General features: G+C 72.1%; 17 protein-coding genes. 9 read left to right on the top strand and 8 right to left on the bottom strand.

All coding sequences use genetic code 11. From position 1 onward, the window contains the following. The first annotated feature begins 9 nt into the window (after nucleotides 1–9). Genes ACFYZA_RS05200 through ACFYZA_RS05190 form a run of 3 tightly spaced genes read left to right on the top strand, consistent with a single transcriptional unit; the run spans nucleotide 10 to nucleotide 3055 of the window. Nucleotides 10–1272, top strand: a complete 1263-nt coding sequence (locus ACFYZA_RS05200) for an ROK family protein (protein WP_388487347.1) — start codon at nucleotides 10–12, stop codon at nucleotides 1270–1272. Then, nucleotides 1269–2306, top strand: a complete 1038-nt coding sequence (locus ACFYZA_RS05195; RefSeq protein ID WP_388487345.1) for an enolase C-terminal domain-like protein — start codon at nucleotides 1269–1271, stop codon at nucleotides 2304–2306. Before ACFYZA_RS05200 ends, ACFYZA_RS05195 begins: the two co-directional genes overlap by 4 nt. Nucleotides 2307–2311: 5 nt before the next feature. Then, nucleotides 2312–3055: an SDR family NAD(P)-dependent oxidoreductase gene (locus ACFYZA_RS05190; protein ID WP_388487343.1), complete on the top strand. Its 744-nt coding sequence runs from the start codon at nucleotides 2312–2314 to the stop codon at nucleotides 3053–3055. A gap of 3 nt (nucleotides 3056–3058) precedes the next feature. On the opposite strand, the gene tsaD is transcribed toward ACFYZA_RS05190, so the two are convergent. Beyond that, nucleotides 3059–4129: a tRNA (adenosine(37)-N6)-threonylcarbamoyltransferase complex transferase subunit TsaD gene (gene tsaD, locus ACFYZA_RS05185; RefSeq protein ID WP_388487341.1), complete on the bottom strand. Its 1071-nt coding sequence runs from the start codon at nucleotides 4127–4129 to the stop codon at nucleotides 3059–3061. A 121-nt stretch (nucleotides 4130–4250) separates the two neighbouring features. Continuing rightward, nucleotides 4251–4907, bottom strand: a complete 657-nt coding sequence (locus tag ACFYZA_RS05180) for an FMN-dependent NADH-azoreductase (protein ID WP_388487340.1) — start codon at nucleotides 4905–4907, stop codon at nucleotides 4251–4253. Between the two features lie 99 nt (nucleotides 4908–5006). On the opposite strand from ACFYZA_RS05180, the gene ACFYZA_RS05175 reads away from it, so the two are divergent. Then, the gene (locus tag ACFYZA_RS05175; protein ID WP_388487338.1) at nucleotides 5007–5381 is read left to right on the top strand and encodes a winged helix-turn-helix transcriptional regulator; all 375 of its coding nucleotides are present in this window, start codon (nucleotides 5007–5009) and stop codon (nucleotides 5379–5381) included. A gap of 72 nt (nucleotides 5382–5453) precedes the next feature. Here ACFYZA_RS05175 and ACFYZA_RS05170 read toward each other — a convergent pair whose 3' ends face one another. The 3 genes from ACFYZA_RS05170 to ACFYZA_RS05160 form a co-directional block, all read right to left on the bottom strand. After that, the gene (locus ACFYZA_RS05170; protein WP_388487336.1) at nucleotides 5454–6116 is read right to left on the bottom strand and encodes an SGNH/GDSL hydrolase family protein; all 663 of its coding nucleotides are present in this window, start codon (nucleotides 6114–6116) and stop codon (nucleotides 5454–5456) included. A 78-nt stretch (nucleotides 6117–6194) separates the two neighbouring features. After that, on the bottom strand, nucleotides 6195–7715 hold the full coding sequence (locus ACFYZA_RS05165) for an FAD-dependent monooxygenase (RefSeq protein ID WP_388487334.1): 1521 nt from the start codon (nucleotides 7713–7715) through the stop codon (nucleotides 6195–6197). A 143-nt stretch (nucleotides 7716–7858) separates the two neighbouring features. Continuing rightward, entirely contained in the window at nucleotides 7859–9310 is a 1452-nt protein-coding gene (locus ACFYZA_RS05160; RefSeq protein ID WP_388487331.1) for an amidase, read from the bottom strand. Nucleotides 9311–9440: 130 nt separating this feature from the next. Here ACFYZA_RS05160 and ACFYZA_RS05155 point away from each other — a divergent pair, with 130 nt between their 5' ends. Both ACFYZA_RS05155 and ACFYZA_RS05150 read left to right on the top strand, forming a co-directional pair. Then, a complete protein-coding gene (locus ACFYZA_RS05155) occupies nucleotides 9441–10067 on the top strand; it encodes a TetR/AcrR family transcriptional regulator (protein ID WP_388487329.1) in 627 nt (208 codons plus the stop codon). A 250-nt stretch (nucleotides 10068–10317) separates the two neighbouring features. Continuing rightward, a complete protein-coding gene (locus ACFYZA_RS05150; RefSeq protein ID WP_388487327.1) occupies nucleotides 10318–11454 on the top strand; it encodes an FAD-dependent oxidoreductase in 1137 nt (378 codons plus the stop codon). A gap of 100 nt (nucleotides 11455–11554) precedes the next feature. Here ACFYZA_RS05150 and ACFYZA_RS05145 read toward each other — a convergent pair whose 3' ends face one another. Continuing rightward, nucleotides 11555–12484: a helix-turn-helix transcriptional regulator gene (locus tag ACFYZA_RS05145; protein WP_388487325.1), complete on the bottom strand. Its 930-nt coding sequence runs from the start codon at nucleotides 12482–12484 to the stop codon at nucleotides 11555–11557. A 56-nt stretch (nucleotides 12485–12540) separates the two neighbouring features. Between ACFYZA_RS05145 and ACFYZA_RS05140 the strand changes: the two genes are divergently transcribed. Continuing rightward, nucleotides 12541–12822 (top strand): hypothetical protein, encoded by a 282-nt coding sequence (locus ACFYZA_RS05140; protein ID WP_388487322.1) that lies wholly within the window; start codon nucleotides 12541–12543, stop codon nucleotides 12820–12822. Beyond that, entirely contained in the window at nucleotides 12819–13367 is a 549-nt protein-coding gene (locus ACFYZA_RS05135; RefSeq protein ID WP_388487320.1) for an NIPSNAP family protein, read from the top strand. The genes ACFYZA_RS05140 and ACFYZA_RS05135 overlap by 4 nt, the downstream gene beginning before the upstream one ends. Before the next feature lie 77 nt (nucleotides 13368–13444). Here ACFYZA_RS05135 and ACFYZA_RS05130 read toward each other — a convergent pair whose 3' ends face one another. Further along, entirely contained in the window at nucleotides 13445–14341 is an 897-nt protein-coding gene (locus ACFYZA_RS05130) for an aminoglycoside phosphotransferase family protein (protein WP_388487317.1), read from the bottom strand. Nucleotides 14342–14467: 126 nt separating this feature from the next. Between ACFYZA_RS05130 and ACFYZA_RS05125 the strand changes: the two genes are divergently transcribed. Continuing rightward, nucleotides 14468–14815, top strand: coding sequence for a hypothetical protein (locus tag ACFYZA_RS05125; RefSeq protein ID WP_388487315.1), 348 nt, complete (start codon nucleotides 14468–14470; stop codon nucleotides 14813–14815). A 231-nt stretch (nucleotides 14816–15046) separates the two neighbouring features. Here the strand turns inward: ACFYZA_RS05125 and ACFYZA_RS05120 are convergent, their stop codons facing one another. Beyond that, complete coding sequence (locus ACFYZA_RS05120) at nucleotides 15047–15607, bottom strand: EF-hand domain-containing protein (protein WP_388487313.1); 561 nt, start codon at nucleotides 15605–15607, stop codon at nucleotides 15047–15049. Between the last annotated feature and the right edge of the window lie 168 nt (nucleotides 15608–15775).

The following is a 15775-nucleotide window of genomic DNA, read 5'->3' as shown; positions in this document are numbered from 1 at the left end:
CGGAACGACGTGACCGACGACCGCCGCACACCCGCGGGCCTGCGCCGCGCCAACACCGCCGCCGCGCTGCGGGCCGTACTCGACGAGGGGCCGCTGCCCCGCGCCGACCTGACCGAGCGGCTCGGTCTCGCGGCGGGCACGGTCAGCCGGATCGTGGCACCCCTGGTCGCCGCGGGTCTGCTGCGGGAGCTCCCGGCACTGTCCGGCGCCGGTGGCCGCCCCCGGATACCCGTCGACCTCGTGCCCCGCGCGCGGTACGCGATCGGCGTGCATCTGGGGCGGCAGCGCACTACCGCGGGTCTGGTGGATCTGCGGGGCCGCGTCCGCCGAGTGCGCACCCACGAGCGCGGACCGGGACAGGCACCCCACATCATCGACGGGGCGGCCGAGTTGGTGGCCGTCCTGCGCAGGGAGGCAGGTGCGGTGCCCGTCCTCGGGGTCGGCGTGGCAACAGGCGGCTGGGTCGATCCGGCGACCGGCGTGGTCGTCGACAACGAGGCTCTCGGCTGGCAGGACGTCCCGCTGCGCGCGCTCCTGACAGGGGTGCTCGGCGCGGACCTCCCGGTCGTCGTGGACTCGGGGGCCCGTGCCCAGGCCACCGCCGAAGTCTGGTTCGGCTGTGCGCGCGGCGCCGAGACATCGGCGCACCTGTTCACGGGCAACGTGATCGACGCGGCCCTCGCCCTGGGCAGCCGGGTGCACACGGGGGCGCGGTCGGCCGCCGGCATGATCGGACATCTGCCGGTCCGCGCCACGGGCCCGGCCTGCGCGTGCGGACGTCGCGGGGTGCTGCAGGCGGTGGCGTCCGACCGGGCCGTGGTCGACGCGGCCGCCGCCACGGGAATCGTGGCGGCGGGCGAGGGCCTGGAGCGGCTCAGTGCCCTCGCCGCCGCCGGGACGGAAGCGGCCGACGGCCTGCTGCGCGAACGGGCCCGGCACATCGGAACAGCCGTCGCCCATCTCGTGGACCTCTTCGACCCGTCCCTGGTGGTGCTGTCCGGTGGTGTGCTGCCCTACGTGGACGAGGTGCGCGCCACGGCAGCCGGCCTGGTCGGCGGAGCCTGGGACCCGGACCGGGTCCAGCCGACGGCGCTCGGCCCGCACGCCCTTGCCGCCTCCTCCGGGGCGCTGCTCCTGGCGGCCTACTACGCCGACCCGCTGGCCTACGAGAGCATCGGCGCGCCGGCCTTCGCGAGCACCGGCGCCGGCACCACGCAATGGCGCCCCGCCGTGGACAGACCCCGCACCATGGAGAGGCAGGGACGACCGTGAACGCCGCGCCCGCCGACGCGTCCGACCCTACGAGCCCGCGGCCGGTCTCCCTCCGCGTCACCGAGCGCACGACCTGGCTCCTGGTCCGGCAGGGTCACGGCTGGGGCGAGGTGTCGGACATCCCCGAGGCGGAGGCGGCCCGGCTGCTCGGCATGGCCGCACGCGGCGACGCCCTGCCGGACACGTTCGCCGGCCGCACGGTGGCGGGGGGCCTGCGCACGGCGGCGGCGGACGCGGCGGCACGGGACGCGGGGCTGCCCCTCGCGGACTGGCTGGCCGAGCGGACCGGCCGGCCGGTCCTGCGCAGGACGATCCCGCTCTACGCCAACATCAACCGCGCACTGAGCGACCGCACTCCCCAGGCCGCCGCCGAGACGGCGCGTACGGCGGTCGCGGCGGGCCACACGGCGGTCAAGGTCGCCCCGTTCGACGGCCTCGCCGGGCCCGGCCAGATCGCCCGTGGCCTGGAGATCGCCCGGGCCGTGCGCGACGTCCTCGGCCCGGAGCGCACCCTCCTGCTGGACGCGCACCATCTGCTGACGGTGGACGAACTCCTCGTTCACGCACAGGAGTTCACGGATCTGCGGCTGGGATGGCTGGAGGACACGGCCCGCCTCGACGACGTGACGGGCCTGCGCCGCGTCCGCGCGGCGATCGACGCGCCGCTGGCCGGCGGGGAGTTCGCGGCGGCGCCGGCCGAGGTGCTGCCCGCGCTGCGCTCCGGCGCGCTCGACGTCCTGATGCCGGACGTGAAGCACGCGGGAGGCCCGCTGCGGGTGCTGCGCCTGGCCGCTCTCGCGGCGGACCACGGGGTGTCCGTCTCGCCGCACAATCCGAGCGGCCCGGTGGCGACGGCGGCGAGCGCCCACGTCAGCGCGCTGCTCCCGCCCGGCGGGCCGCCCCTGGAGACGATGTTCGGCGAAGTGTCGTGGCGCGGGACGACCGTGACGCCGCCGGAACCGCTGACCGGGGCGACGTACGCGCTTCTTCCCGATCCCGGGATCGGCATCACCCCCCGCACGACCGAAAGGTGACCACCATGACCACCGCACTCGTTCTCGGCGCCGCCGGCGGGGTGGGCCGGGCCGTCGTCGCCCGCCTGCTCGCCGACGGCACCGCCGTCATCGCCGTCGACCGGAATCCGGCGGTGAGCCAACTCCCGGGTGTGACAGCCGCGTTCGAAGGTGATGCCACCGACGAGAGCCTGCTCGCCCGCGCTCTCGACGCGGCTCCCGAACCCCCCTCGGTCCTCGTGCACGCCCTGCTGAGCGAACACCGCGCTCCGCTGGCGGAGTTGGCGCCCGAGCATTGGCACCGGCTGTTCGACGAGGGCCTCGTGTCGGCGTGGCAGGCAGCCGCCGCACTCGTCCGCCGCAAGCCCGCCGGGGTGCCGGCCTCGGTCGTCCTGATCGGCTCGGTGCACGCGCACGGCGCCGTGCCCGGCTTCGCCCCCTACGCCGTCGCCAAGGCGGGACTCGGGGCCCTGGCACGTGCGGCGGCCGCCGAGTGGGGGCACCTGGGGATCCGCACCAACGTGGTCGAGCCCGGCTTCGTCGCCGTCGAGCGCAACGCCCACCGCTGGCAGGACTCCGAGGAGCGGGAACGCATCAGGGCGGCCTACCCGCTCGGCCGCCTCTGCTCCCCCGAAGAGGTCGCCGAGGTGGTCGCGTTCCTGGCGGGGCCGTCGTCCTCGTACGTCAACGGAGTCTGTCTGCCCGTGGACGGCGGCGCCCTGGCCGTCCTGCCGGAGGTGCACCCCCGGACCGAAGTGGACCAGGGCTAGCCCTCAGGCGGCTCTGAGCCGGGGCTCGGGCGCCGGGGTCAGAGAGGCGTGGTCCAGCGGCGCCGAGGGGTCGATGGACACGTCCAGCGGCGCGGGTTCGGCCCCGGCACGGACCAGCAGGTCTCCCACGGCCGCGATCATGGCCCCGTTGTCCGTACACAACGTCATGGCGGGCACCCTCAGCTCGATCCCGGCGTCGGCGCACCGCTGTTCCGCGAGGGCCCGGACGCGGGAGTTCGCCGCCACGCCGCCCACCACGACCAGCGTGGTGACGCCGTGGGCCCGGCAGGCGGCGAGGGCCTTGCGGGTCAGGACGTCGGCGACGGCCTCCTGCAGGGCGGCGGCCCCGTCGGCCACGGGCGGTCGCTCACCGCGCAGCCGGTACCGCTCGGCCCAGCGGGCGGCGGCCGTCTTGAGCCCGGAGAAGGAGAAGGCGTACGGGTCGTCGCCGGGCCGGGTCAGCGGCCGGGGGAACGCCACGGCGCGCGGGTCGCCCGTGCGCGCCGCCCGGTCGATGGCGGGCCCGCCCGGATACGACAGGCCGAGGATGCGGGCGACCTTGTCGAAGCACTCGCCGGCCGCGTCGTCGAGCGTGTCCCCCAGGTGCAGGATCGGCTCGCGCACCAGATCCCGCACGAGGAGCAGGGAGGTGTGCCCGCCGGAGACGATGAGCACCACGCAGGGGCTGGGCAGCGGGCCGTGCTCCAGGGTGTCGGCGGCGACGTGGCCGGCCAGGTGGTGCACCCCGTACAGCGGCACCCCTGCGGCGTAGGCGAGCGACTTGGCGCCGGCGAGGCCGACTTGAAGGGCCCCGGAGAGACCCGGTCCGGTGGTGACGGCGACCGCGTCGATCTGGCCGACCCGCAGCCCGGCCCGGTCGAGGGCCTCACGCACCACCGGGTTGAACGACTGCAGATGGGCGCGGGCGGCGATCTCCGGCACGACGCCGCCGAACCGCGCGTGATCGTCCATGCTCGACGCCACCACGTGGGCGAGCAGTCTTCCGTCCCGCACGATGCCCGCGCCGGTCTCGTCGCACGACGACTCGATCCCCAACACCACCGGTCCGCCCATCGGCCTCTCCTTTTGCATCCAGTGCGTAGTTGCAATATATGTGCAAGAAGGAGTGGACAAAGGCCCGGGGATGCATTCCATCCCCGGGCCCGTAAGGCGTCCGGTCGCCACTCAGGGTCGGTCAGGCGGCGGACGTTACCTGTGCGGCAAGGGACTTGCCCTTCGCCGCAGCGTCGGCGAGGGCCTTCTCGCGGGACGCCTCCGCGAGGGGGATCAACTCGGCCATCGCCGGGTTGGAGGCGGCCAGCGTCAGCTCCGGCACGATGAAGTCGACCTCGGCGCCCATCATTTCGGACAGGATCGCGGCCAGGAAGTTCTGCACGTACTCGAAGGGCTCACGCGGGGTGCCCGGGCCGTACGCGCCGCCACGGCTGGCGACGACGGTGATCGGCAGACCCTTGACCGTCGAATCGGGCCCGGCGGTGCGGCCCATCACGGCGACCTGGTCGATCCATGCCTTCAGGGTCGAGGGGATCGTGAAGTTGTACATCGGCGCGCCTATCAGGACCGCGTCCGCCTGCTCCAGCTCCGTCACCAGCTTCATGCGCTCGGCGAAGGCGGCCGCCTGCTCCGGCGTGTGCGCGGAAGGGTCGACGAACGCGGCGGAGGCGGCGAGACCGTCCAGGTGCGGGACGGGGTCCGTGGACAGGTCGCGGTAGATGACCGTGCCCTGCGGGTGCTGAGCCTCCCAGGCCTGGCGGAAGGCGTCGGTCACCGCGCGGGAGGCGGAGGCCCCGGCGGGGAACAGGGACGAGTCGAGGTGCAGAAGGGTGGCCATGAGGACCTCCAATGTGGTGGCACTTTTCGTACGCCACTAGTGATAGCACAGTCACTTACTTTTTTTCACCCCCTCACAACGGGGTAGTACCCTGAAGCCATGGCGGACGAGGAAGAGCGCGACAGCGGGCAGCGGCACGAGCCGGACGCCTGCGGCCGGGTGGGCGACGGCATTACGCAGGTCTTCGGGCTCCTCGGCAAGCGCTGGACGGGTCTGATCGTGTCCGCTCTCACCCAGGGCCTCGACCGCTTCACGGATCTGCGCCAGGCGATCCCGGGCATCAGCGAGCGCATGCTCGCGGACCGGCTGATGGAGCTCGTCTCCGCCGGGCTCGTCCTGCGCGAGGTGGAGGAAGGACCGCCGGTCCGCGTCTCCTATCGGCTCACGGAGTCGGGGGCCGCCCTGGAACCCGCCCTCACGGAACTGGCCCAGTGGGCCGAGAAGTACCTGCTCAAGGGCAAGGGCGGCTGCTGAACCCCGACGCGTCGGGACACCAGCCACGCCGGGGTGCCGCGCCTCGCCGCCCCGGCCGGGGCGGCGAGCCGGTCAGGCGACCAGACGCAGCCAGGCCTCGGCGAGCGCGGCGTGGCCCGCCGGCGACGGGTGCACGCCGTCCACGGACCAGTGCCCCAGCTCGGTCGTCGCCGCCAGCTCGGCGAACATGCCGTCCGCGGCCAGCAGATGAGCCCCGTAGGCGCGGGCGAGCTCGCGCACGACCCGGATCTTCGGATCCAGGTCCGTGCGCCACTCCTTGCGTTCCTTGTCTCCGACGAGCGCGGCACCGGCCCTGATGACACCGTCGATCGGCAGGAGGAACGGCTCGATGAGCATGAGCTGGGTGCCCGCATCCGCGAGCGGGGCGAGCAGCCGCTCGTAGCCCGCCGCGAACTCCTCGGCCGTGATCACGTAGCCGTTGGGGTCCAGCGTGTGCCAGCCCATGTCGTTCACGCCGACCAGGATCGACACGACGTCGGGGCGTACGTCGAGCACGTCCGCCTGCCACCGCGCTTCGAGGTCACTCACCTTGTGACCGCCCGTCCCGGTGTTGAGCCAGGTCACGGGGCGGTCCGGATGCCGCAGGCCCCACTGGCCCGCTATCCGCATCGGATAGCCGAACCCGAGGCCGTCCTCGCTCTCCCGGCGTTGGCAGTCGGTGATCGAGTCGCCGGTGAACATGACGGTGCTGCCCGGTCGAAGGGTGATGGTCATGGGTGCTCCATGGAGTCGTAGCGGGAGGGAAGGAGGTGGTGCGGCTGAGAGGTCAGGTCCGCGAACGCCACTGAGAGGTCAGGACCGCGCGCCGCCGAACCACCGGGAGGCCGCGCTTTCGAACCCGGCGGCGGCGAAGCCGTGGTCGCCCGCCCAGGCGACGGTGCCGTCCGGGCGGACCAGCAGCGCACCCAGCCCGAGGTCGTCCGCCGGCGTCCCGGCCGCGTAACGCAGCCGGTTCCGCCAGCCCGCCGCCGGGCCGCTCAGGCGGCGGTCGGAACTGAAGTCGAGGACGACACCCAGCCCGTCCCGCATCAGCTCACCGAGACAAGTCCCCTCCCCCAGGCGGAAGTTGGGTGCGTTGCGGCCCACCAGCGGATGCGCGTCGCCGAGGTCGTAGCGGATCGACGACCCCGACACCTTCTCGAAGACGTACGTCGTCCCGTCGCGGGTGCCGAGCAGGTCGCGGACCACGCCCTGGATGGCCTGGCCGTGCCGGTCCGGCCTCATGATCGACACCTGGGCGCGCGACCAGTCGAGCACCTGGGCTCCGACCGGACGGCGCTCCTGGCCATAGGTGTCGAGGAGTCCGTCCGGCGCGTGCCCCCGCGCGGTCGCCGCGAGTTTCCAGCCCAGGTTCACGGCGTCGCCCATCCCGGTGTTGAGGCCCTGACCGCCGAGCGGCGAGTGGATGTGAGCCGCGTCGCCCGCGAGCAGGACGCGCCCGCGCCGGTAGGTCGTCGCCTGCTTGGCCCGGTCGGTGAAGGTGGAGGCGAGGCGGACGTCGCTCAGGGTGACGTCGGCGCCCGACACCCGGCGCAGCACCGCCTGAAGGTGTTCGCGGGTCGGTCGGCGCGTGCGGTCGAAGGCGCCGCCGTCGAAGTCCATCATGGCGAGGTGTCCGTCGATGGCCATCCGGATGTACATGCCGGTCGGCGTCAGGTTGATCCCGGGGCGCAGCTTCTCCGGATCGGCGAGCGTGCCGATGACGGTGTATCCGGTGAACTCCGGTTCGGTGCCCGCGAATTCGAAGCCCGCGAGACGTCGCACCGCGCTCCGGCCTCCGTCGCAGCCGACGGCCCAGCGCGCCTCGAAGCCGGCTTCGCCCGAGGACACGACGACGTGGTCGTCGTCCTGTGTGACCGCGTCCACGGTGACGCCGCGCCGGATGTCGACGCCCAGTTCGGCCGCTCGCTCGGACAGCAGCGACTCGACCGCCTGAAGGCTGATCATGGTGAAGTCCGGGGCCGGGCCGGGCAGCCGGAAGGGCAGGGCGGCCGTGTCGACCTTGGCCGGATCGAGCACCATGCCGGCGAAGTGGCCCACCATCCGCGGTTGTGACGACCCATCAGATGAGGTGGGGGTGCCGGGCCCGTCGAGGACGAAGGACGCCGACATCAGCTCGTCCAGCAGACCGCGCCGGTAGAACGCCCCGACCGAGAAGCCGAACAGGCCGCGAATGCCCAGTGGTTCCGTCCGCCACGGCGAGTCCGGCTCCGACTCCTTCTCCAGCACCAGTACGGAACAGCCCGCGAGGCCGAGCTCGCAGGCGAGGAAGAGGCCGACCGGGCCCGCGCCCACGATCACCACGTCGTGCATGAGACATCCCCTTACCGAAGTCGCCGCCGGGCGGTCGCCCGGCCGGACCTCTCGAAAGGTGCCAGTCCCCGCCGACACCGGCCCGACAAGCCGCCGGCCCCCTCCGACAGGTCACCGACAACGGGGCGGGCCGGGCGGGCCGCTCAGCCGTCCGTCACGCTTCCCGCCCACACCGAGGGGATCCGTCCCGCCCACGGGCTCGCCTCTTCGAGTTGGCCCGCGAGACGGAAGAGGCGGCCCTCCAGTCCGTAGCCCGCCGCGAACTGCATGCCGATCGGGAGCCCGGTCTCGGCGTCCGCCGTCAAGGGCACGGACATGGCCGGCGTACCCGTCACGTTGAACACCGCGGTGAACGGCGACAGGTCGAAGAGGCGGCGAAGCCAGTCGAGGCCGTCCATCGCCTCCACTCCCCGGGTGTGGGTGCCCAGGGGTACGGGCAGATCCGGCACGGTGGGGGTGAGCAGGACGTCGTACGCGTCGAAGTGCGCCGCCATGCTCCGCGCGACCCGGTTGCGGATCGCGAGCGCGGTCACCAACTCGGCGCCGGTGACCCGCCGCCCGTAGTGGTAGCTGGCCAGGGTCGACGGTTCGAGGGTGGTGGAGTCGACGGGACGGCCGAGGGCTTCGGCCAGCTCGTCGATCGAGGCCGTCAGGTTCGCCGTCCACTGGCGGGCGTTGGCCAGCAGGAACTCCTCCCATTCCGCGCCCAGTTGGATCTCAGCCTCCTCCACGCGGTGGCCGAGGGATTCCAGCAGCCGCACGGTGCGCGAGAGGGCTTCCGATACGGGCGCGGTGGTGCGGTGTCCACCCCACCCCTGCGCGAGGACGCCGATCCGCAGGGAGCCCGGGGGCCGGGTGACTTCTCGTGCGTAGGGCCGGGGCGGCTCCGGCGCGACGTACGGGTCGCCCGGCTCGGGGCCGCGCATCTGGTCGAGCAGCACCGCACTGTCCCGTACCGTGCGGCTCACGCTGCCGTGCACGGCAAGGCCGTTGAAGATCTCGTCGGCGAACGGCCCCACGGAGACCCTGCCTCGGGTGGGCTTCAGACCGAAGAGGCCGTTGTACGAAGCCGGTATGCGGATCGAACCGGCGGCGTCGGTGGCGTGCGCGACCGGCACGACACCGGCGGCGACGGCGGCGCCCGCGCCCCCGCTGGAGCCGCCCGCGCTGCGGTCCAAGTCCCACGGGTTGCGGGTCGTGCCGTACAACTCCGTTTCCGTGGTGGTGTTGTAGGCCATTTCCGGGGTGGTGGTCCGCCCGAAGGTCACGAGGCCGGCGCGGCGGAAGCGCGCCATCAAGAAGGAGTCCGCGACGGAGACGTGACCGGCCGCGAGCCGGCTGCCCATCTCCATGCGCCGCCCGGCCATGGCGACCGCGAGGTCCTTGATCAGGAAGGGGACCCCGGCCAGCGGCGCGGCGCCCGGGCGGGGCTCGTCGTCGGGCGTCCAGGTCTCCGCGATCGCGTTGATCCGCGGCTCGACCGCCCGTGCGGCCGCACGGGCTACCAGCTGGAGCTCCGCCGGGCTCACCTCCCCCTTGGCGACCAGATCGGCGAGGCCGACCGCGTCGAAGCTCACGTACTCGCTGATTTCCACTGTCTCTCCCAGGGATTGGAACAATACCGATGAGACCCGTTCGATACCGATCGGTATCGTTCGGGCCGGGCTGGTACCGTAGCAGGAAGTCAGAGCCCCGCAACCGACCGGACCTCACGGAGCAGCAGTCATGGCATCGACCGCCAGAAGGCCGAGCAGGGTGGCGAAACTGCCGCCGCGCGAGCGCATCCTCGACGCGGCCGAGGAGCTCTTCCAGAGCGAGGGAATCCTGCGGGTGGGAGTTCAGGCGATCGCCGAGAAGGCCGAGACCACGAAGATGGCGATCTACCGACACTTCGAGACCAAGGACGCACTGGTCGCGGAGTGGCTGCGGATCGTCGCCGCCGACTACCAGGCGGCGTTCGACCGGGTCGAGACCGAGCACCCCGGCCGCCCCAGGGAGCAGATCCTGGGCGTGGCCCGTTTCATCGCCGAAGGGCTTCCGACGCTTTCGCACCGGGGGTGCCCGTTCATCAACTCCCTTGCGGAACTGCCCGACCGCTCCCATCCGGCCCGCCAGGTGATCGAGCGGCACAAGGCGCGCCAGACTCGTCGACTTGTCGGCCTGTGCACCAAGGCCGGCCTCGACGATCCCGAACAGGTCGCGGCGGAGATCACCTTCGTACTCGAAGGCGCGCAGGTCAGTACGCAGAACGGGAGCATCGACCGGGTGGGAGACCGCCTGATGACGATCGTCGCGGCCATCGTGGATCGGCACCACTCCCCCGCCGGCGCGCCTCGCAGGACCGGCGGCTGACCGCCCCGCCCTCGACCGTCTCCGCCCCCGCAGGGCCGGGGGGGGCCGGGCCGTGTCAGGGGGTTGTCGGCGATGGTCGGTGACTTGTCGGCGAACTGTCGGTGGCCGAGGGGACATTGGATCTCGTTGGAGCCGGGCCGACGACGGCCGCGGCGCCCGACACCCCACCGTCCCGACTCGCTGGAACGGCGCTCCCGGCGTGACACCCGCCGGGCGTCGATCAAGGGTCCCCGGCTCAGAAGGAAACCCCATGACCACCGACGTCACGATCATCGGCGCAGGGCTCGGCGGCCTCACACTGGCCCGCGTCCTGCACCTCCACTCCATAGCCGCCACGGTTTACGAGGCGGAGCCCTCCCCGGCCGCACGCTCACAGGGAGGGATGCTCGACATCCACGACTACAACGGCCAACTCGCGCTGGAGGCAGCTGAGTTGATGGATGAGTTCCGTGAGCTCATCCTGGAGGGACGGCAAGCCATGCGCGTCCTCGATCCGGACGGGACCGTCCTGTTCGACCAGGCCGACGACGGCACGGGCGGCCGACCCGAGGTGCAGCGCGGTGAGCTGCGCCAGATGCTGCTCGACTCGCTCCCGGCCGGCACCGTGCGATGGGGCCACAAGGTCAGGAGCGCGCGCACCCTCGGCGACGGACGCCACGAGGTGAGATTCGCCGACGGCAGCACGGTCGTCACCCCTCTGCTGGTCGGCGCGGACGGCGCGTGGTCACGTGTCCGGCCCCTGCTGTCCGACGTCACCCCCGAGTACACCGGCAAGTCGGTCGTCGACACCTATCTGTTCGACGCCGATACCCGGCACCCGGCCGTCGCGGCGACGGTCGGCGGCGGGTCGATGATCGCCACCAGGCCGGGCAGGGAGATCTTCGCCCACCGGGAGAAGGGCGACACACTCCACGCCTACCTGGGACTGGCCGAGCCGGAATCGTGGTTCGCGGCCATCGACTTCCACGATGGCGCCGCGTCCACGGAGCGGATCGCGAAGGAATTCGCCGACTGGGCGCCGGAGCTCACCGCCCTGATCACCGAGACCGACATCGCCCCCGTCCTGCGCCCTCTCCACACCCTGCCGACGGGGCTCCGATGGGAGCGGGTGCCCGGGGTCACCCTGCTCGGGGACGCCGCACACCTCTCGGCCCCCAACGGTGAGGGCGCCAATCTGGCGATGCTGGACGGCGCCGACCTCGGCGCGGCCCTCGCCGCACATCGCAATGACACCGAGGCCGCTCTCATCGCGTACGAGCAGGCCATGTTCCCCCGCAGCGCCGAGACCGCCACCTTCGAGGGTGTCGAGGCCCACCGGGCCGACTCCGACAACGACGCCCTCCACGACCTGATGGCCGCGGTCGTCCGGCACGAGCAGTCTCCGTGAGGCACACGTCCGGCCGCCGTGGGCACAACGGCACCTGCGGGTCGCGCACGGTGGCCACGACCTGATGTCCGGCGAGCCGGGCCGGTCCGCCGGACGGTCGTCAGCTGTCGTAGCGGTTGGCCAGGGACCGGACCGTCTCGGCCATCCGAGCCCGGAGTTCGGCCGGCTCGATCACCTCGATGTCGGTGCCGAGTCGCAGGAACTCCCCCAGAGCGTGGTCGATCGACTCAATGGGCACCCGGGCTCGCGTCCACCCGCCGCCCGCCGGCGTCACACCGAGACGGCGGGCCCCCTCCTCGGTGAGCCTCACCAGCGCCTCCCCGGTGTGCAGCCTGGCTCGGAAGTCGGCCAGGTAGCCCTTCCAGTATGCGACCAGGTCGAACCCGTCCGGGACATCGAACTCGTCCTCCAGCAGCCCGAGTTGGACGATCTGGTCGACCCGGTACGTGCGGATCCCGGAGGGCCCTGAGGCGACGAGGTACCAGCGACCGGCCTTGAGCACCAGCCCGTACGGCTCCACCCGTCGCTCGATCTCCTCCGGCGCCCGCCACCGCCGGTAGCGCAGAACCACCGCCCGCCGAGCCCACACCGCCCCGGCGACCGCAGTCAGATGCGGGGTGCGGTCGGCCTCCCCGTACCAGCCGGGGGCGTCGAGCAGGAAGCGCTCCTGGATCCGTCCGGCGTGCTCCCGCAGCTCCGCCGGGAGGGCTGCCCGCAGCTTGAGTCGCGCGGTCGCGAGCGCCTCGCCGAGGCCGAGCTCGGCCGCGGCACCTGGCAGTGCGGCGAGGAACGCGGCCTGCGCCTCGTCCGCCGTCAGCCCGGTCAGCCGGGTGCGGAACCCGTCGACAAGGCGGTAGCCGCCCGCGTGCCCGGCGTCGCCGTACAGCGGGATGCCGGCCGCCCCGAGCGCCTCGACGTCCCGGTAGACCGTGCGCACGGAGACCTCGAGCTCGTCGGCCAGTTGCCGGGCCGTCATCCGGCCCCGGTTCTGGAGCAGCAGAAGCAGGGTGACAAGGCGGCTCGCACGCATGCCACCCAGTATTCACTGACACTTGATGTCAGTGAAGCGGCCCTAGCCTGCGGCCCATGAACGACTTCGACTTCCTGCACGGCTTCTGGGACGTGGCCGGCCGCCGTCTCACCACACCGCTAGGCCCGGGCCATGACGCCTGGGTGGAGTTCCCCGGCAGGGCGGTGGTACAGCCGCTGTTCGGCGGGGCCGGCGACATCGACGAGATCACCTTCCCCACCCTCGGCCGCCAGGGCGCGACCCTTCGGCTCTTCGACCAGGAGACGAAGCTCTGGTCGATCCACCGGTCGGACAGCCGCACCGGCCGTCTGGACCCTGCGGTTCGGACCGGGGCATGAGCATCGTCGAGTTCCGGCAGTACACCCTGCGCCCCGGCGCCCGGGAGACGCTGATCGAGCTGTTCGAGCGCGAGTTCATCACCGGACAGCAGGCGGCGGGCATCACCGTCGGCGGCCGCTTCCGCGACCTCGATGATCCCGCCCGGTTCGTCTGGCTGCGCGGCTTTCCGGACATGAGACGCCGCAGGCTCGCACTGGAGGCCTTCTACACGGGCCCGGTCTGGCGACGGCACCGCGACGCGGCCAACGCGACCATGCTCGACAGCGACGACGTCCTGCTCCTGCGCGGCCCCGGCTTCACGGCGGATCCTGGCCTCCGCGAGGTGTCGGCGACCGTGTGCCACCCCTCCGACACCCGGTCCTTCGACACGTACGCGGCCCAGCACCTGACACCCACTCATGCGCTGCACAGCACCGAACACGCCGAGAACGACTACCCCCTTCTGCCCGTCCGCACCGGGGAGGACGCCCGCCTCTGGTTCGGCCAAGCCGAGCCTCCACCATGGCCGACGCGCCGTTTGCGACTGGAGCCGGTGACGGGTTGAGGGTGTGCGAGCGGGCGGCACCGGCACGGGTTGGACCGGGCCGGGCGCGAACTCCGCACCAGCGCACCTTCCGGCCCCTACAGAGGTGCCAGAACGCGACGGAGCGCCGCCCGGCCCGCGGGTCCCCACGCGGGCTTACCGCCGGGCAGGCCACGATCCCCGGCCCTCCCGACGAGAATGAGGAAGAGACATTTCAGCGCCGCCAACCCACCCGCGCGCCGGATCATCGCCGGATCCGCCTGCGCGTACGCGTCGAAGAACCGTGCGGCCGCCCCCGTCGGGAGCAGCACCCACGCCGCAGCGAGATCGACCGCGGGGTCGCCGACACACATGTCGCCGAAGTCGATCACGCCGGAGAGCGTCCCCTCCGAGACGACGACATTCGCCGGATGCAGGTCGCCGTGCAGCCATACGCGCGGTCCCTCCCATCGGGGAGCCGCGAGGGCCTCGTCCCAGATGGCCCGGACATGCCGGAGCTCAGCGGCGGCGCCTTGGGAGGCGACTTCCGCGAGTCCCTTTTCGAAGCCGTCCGTGAGGCGCTCAAGGGGCACACCGCGATCCGTACTGACGGGCGCCCCGGTGGGTGCCTCCGTATGAAGCGCCCGGAGGAACCCCGCCAAGGCATCGGCTCCACGGGCGTCACTGATCGGGACGCGGTCGGCCGGCTCGCCGGGCACCCACGTCGCGATGGTCCACGGCCGCGGAAAGCGCACGGACACTTCGCCGATCCGCAGCGGCGTCGGGACCGGGAGCGGAAGGCGCGCGGCCAGACCGGGCAACCAGCGGTGCTCCTTGCGCAGGAGGTCCGGCGCACGCTCAGTGCGAGGCATGCGCACGGCCAACTCCTCCCCGAGTCGCCACAGTTGGTTGTCCCAGCCGCCGTCGACCTCCCGCAGTTCCAGTTCACCCAGGTCCGGATGCTGGTCACGCAGCAGGGAGCGCACCAAGCTCTCATCGATCTCGAAGCCGTCCATGGCCACACTCAACAGCCTCCGCGTATCGCGGCCCCCCTTGGGGTCGCCGGGGCGGAGAGCGCCTGGCACCACCCGGCCGAGTCTCATGCCACCACTGCGCTGGTAAGCGCCATAGCCACGGGCGGGGTGTTGGCCGCCACCCCGGCGAACGCGGCCATCACGGATCTGGGGATCCACTTGACCACCGGACACAACGTGGGGTTGTACAACGACTACAACGTCATCGACAACGCCGACAAGGCCACTCAGCAGGACCTCATCTACAACGCGAATCCGAGCGTCACGGACGGGATCGAAGTCGACTGCTGGAGCGACAAGGGAAAGATGCTGGACCAGGGCAACCGCTGGTACCACACGAAGACCGAGTACTACAACCACCTCGGGTACTCGCTACACATCTACGCGTGGACCTACGCCCCCTACGTGGACGGCGAGGCCGGAATCCGGGCGGGCCTGCAGAAGTGCGGCTACTAGGCGGCCGTTGTCGGGCGCCTTTCGTGTCCTCCACGGGGGCGTGGGGCGGGGTGCTCTGACGGATGCGAGCGGGAACGGCCGCGGCCGTTCCCGCCGGTCCGCAACAGGCGTTGTGGCAGATGACTCCGCACAAGAAGACCGACAGCCGGGCCACCCGTTTGCGCGAGGCCTCACGCGGCGGACGACCATCGGGCTTCGACGAGGAGAGGTACAGGATCGGCCGGACAAGTCCTAGGCGTCCGATACGCCTCGTTGGCCGGGGATACGGCCGCAGAGCCAGTTGCCCGGGTCCTCCGGTGCGTCGCTGATCCAGAACTGACGCCACAGCAGCGCGAACTCCTCGCGGCTGAGGTGACCGTCGCCATTGAGGTCGAGCCTCTCAAAGACGCCCGTCATGTCGACGGGCTGACCGTTCCAGGTCTCGACGAGCATGCGGTGTTCGTCCGGGGAGATGCGGCCGTCGCCGTTGGCGTCCACGGCGTCGAAGACGGTGTCGGCGGTCGCGGTGACCTCCGCGATCATCGTGGGCAGCCGGTCCACGAGGGAGAGCAGTTCGTCCATGTCGACGCTGCCGTCGCCGTCGGCGTCCCCCGCGTCCAGCAGTGCCGCCCACCACCCCATCAGCAAAGCCTCGACTCTGGCGCGCAGCTCCGTCCCCGGGCCCACAGCCGGCAGTCGAGACCAGCGGGCGACGAGGGCGACGAAATCCTCCTCGCGCAGATATCCGTCGCCGTCCGCGTCGAACGCGGCGAACATTCCCTTGAGCTTGAGCTCCTGAAACGCATTGGCCATGAGCGGCCTCCTTCGACGCCGAACCGACGAACAGCCGGTAAGCACGATAGGTCGGGGGTCCGCCCCGTCTCCACGAGCACATGTGCGCGAAGGGTCAGCCGTGCCAGGTGGGCGCACCCCTGCGCGGCCAACCCCTGTGCAGCGCGGCCACCAACTATCGCTGTACGC

Origin of the sequence: Streptomyces sp. NPDC001828, assembly GCF_042892175.1 — a bacterium.
In the GTDB taxonomy this organism is placed as follows: Bacteria; Actinomycetota; Actinomycetes; order Streptomycetales; family Streptomycetaceae; genus Streptomyces.
The sequence above is the reverse complement of the archived record's forward strand: the minus strand, read 5'-3'. Positions and strand labels throughout refer to the sequence as shown.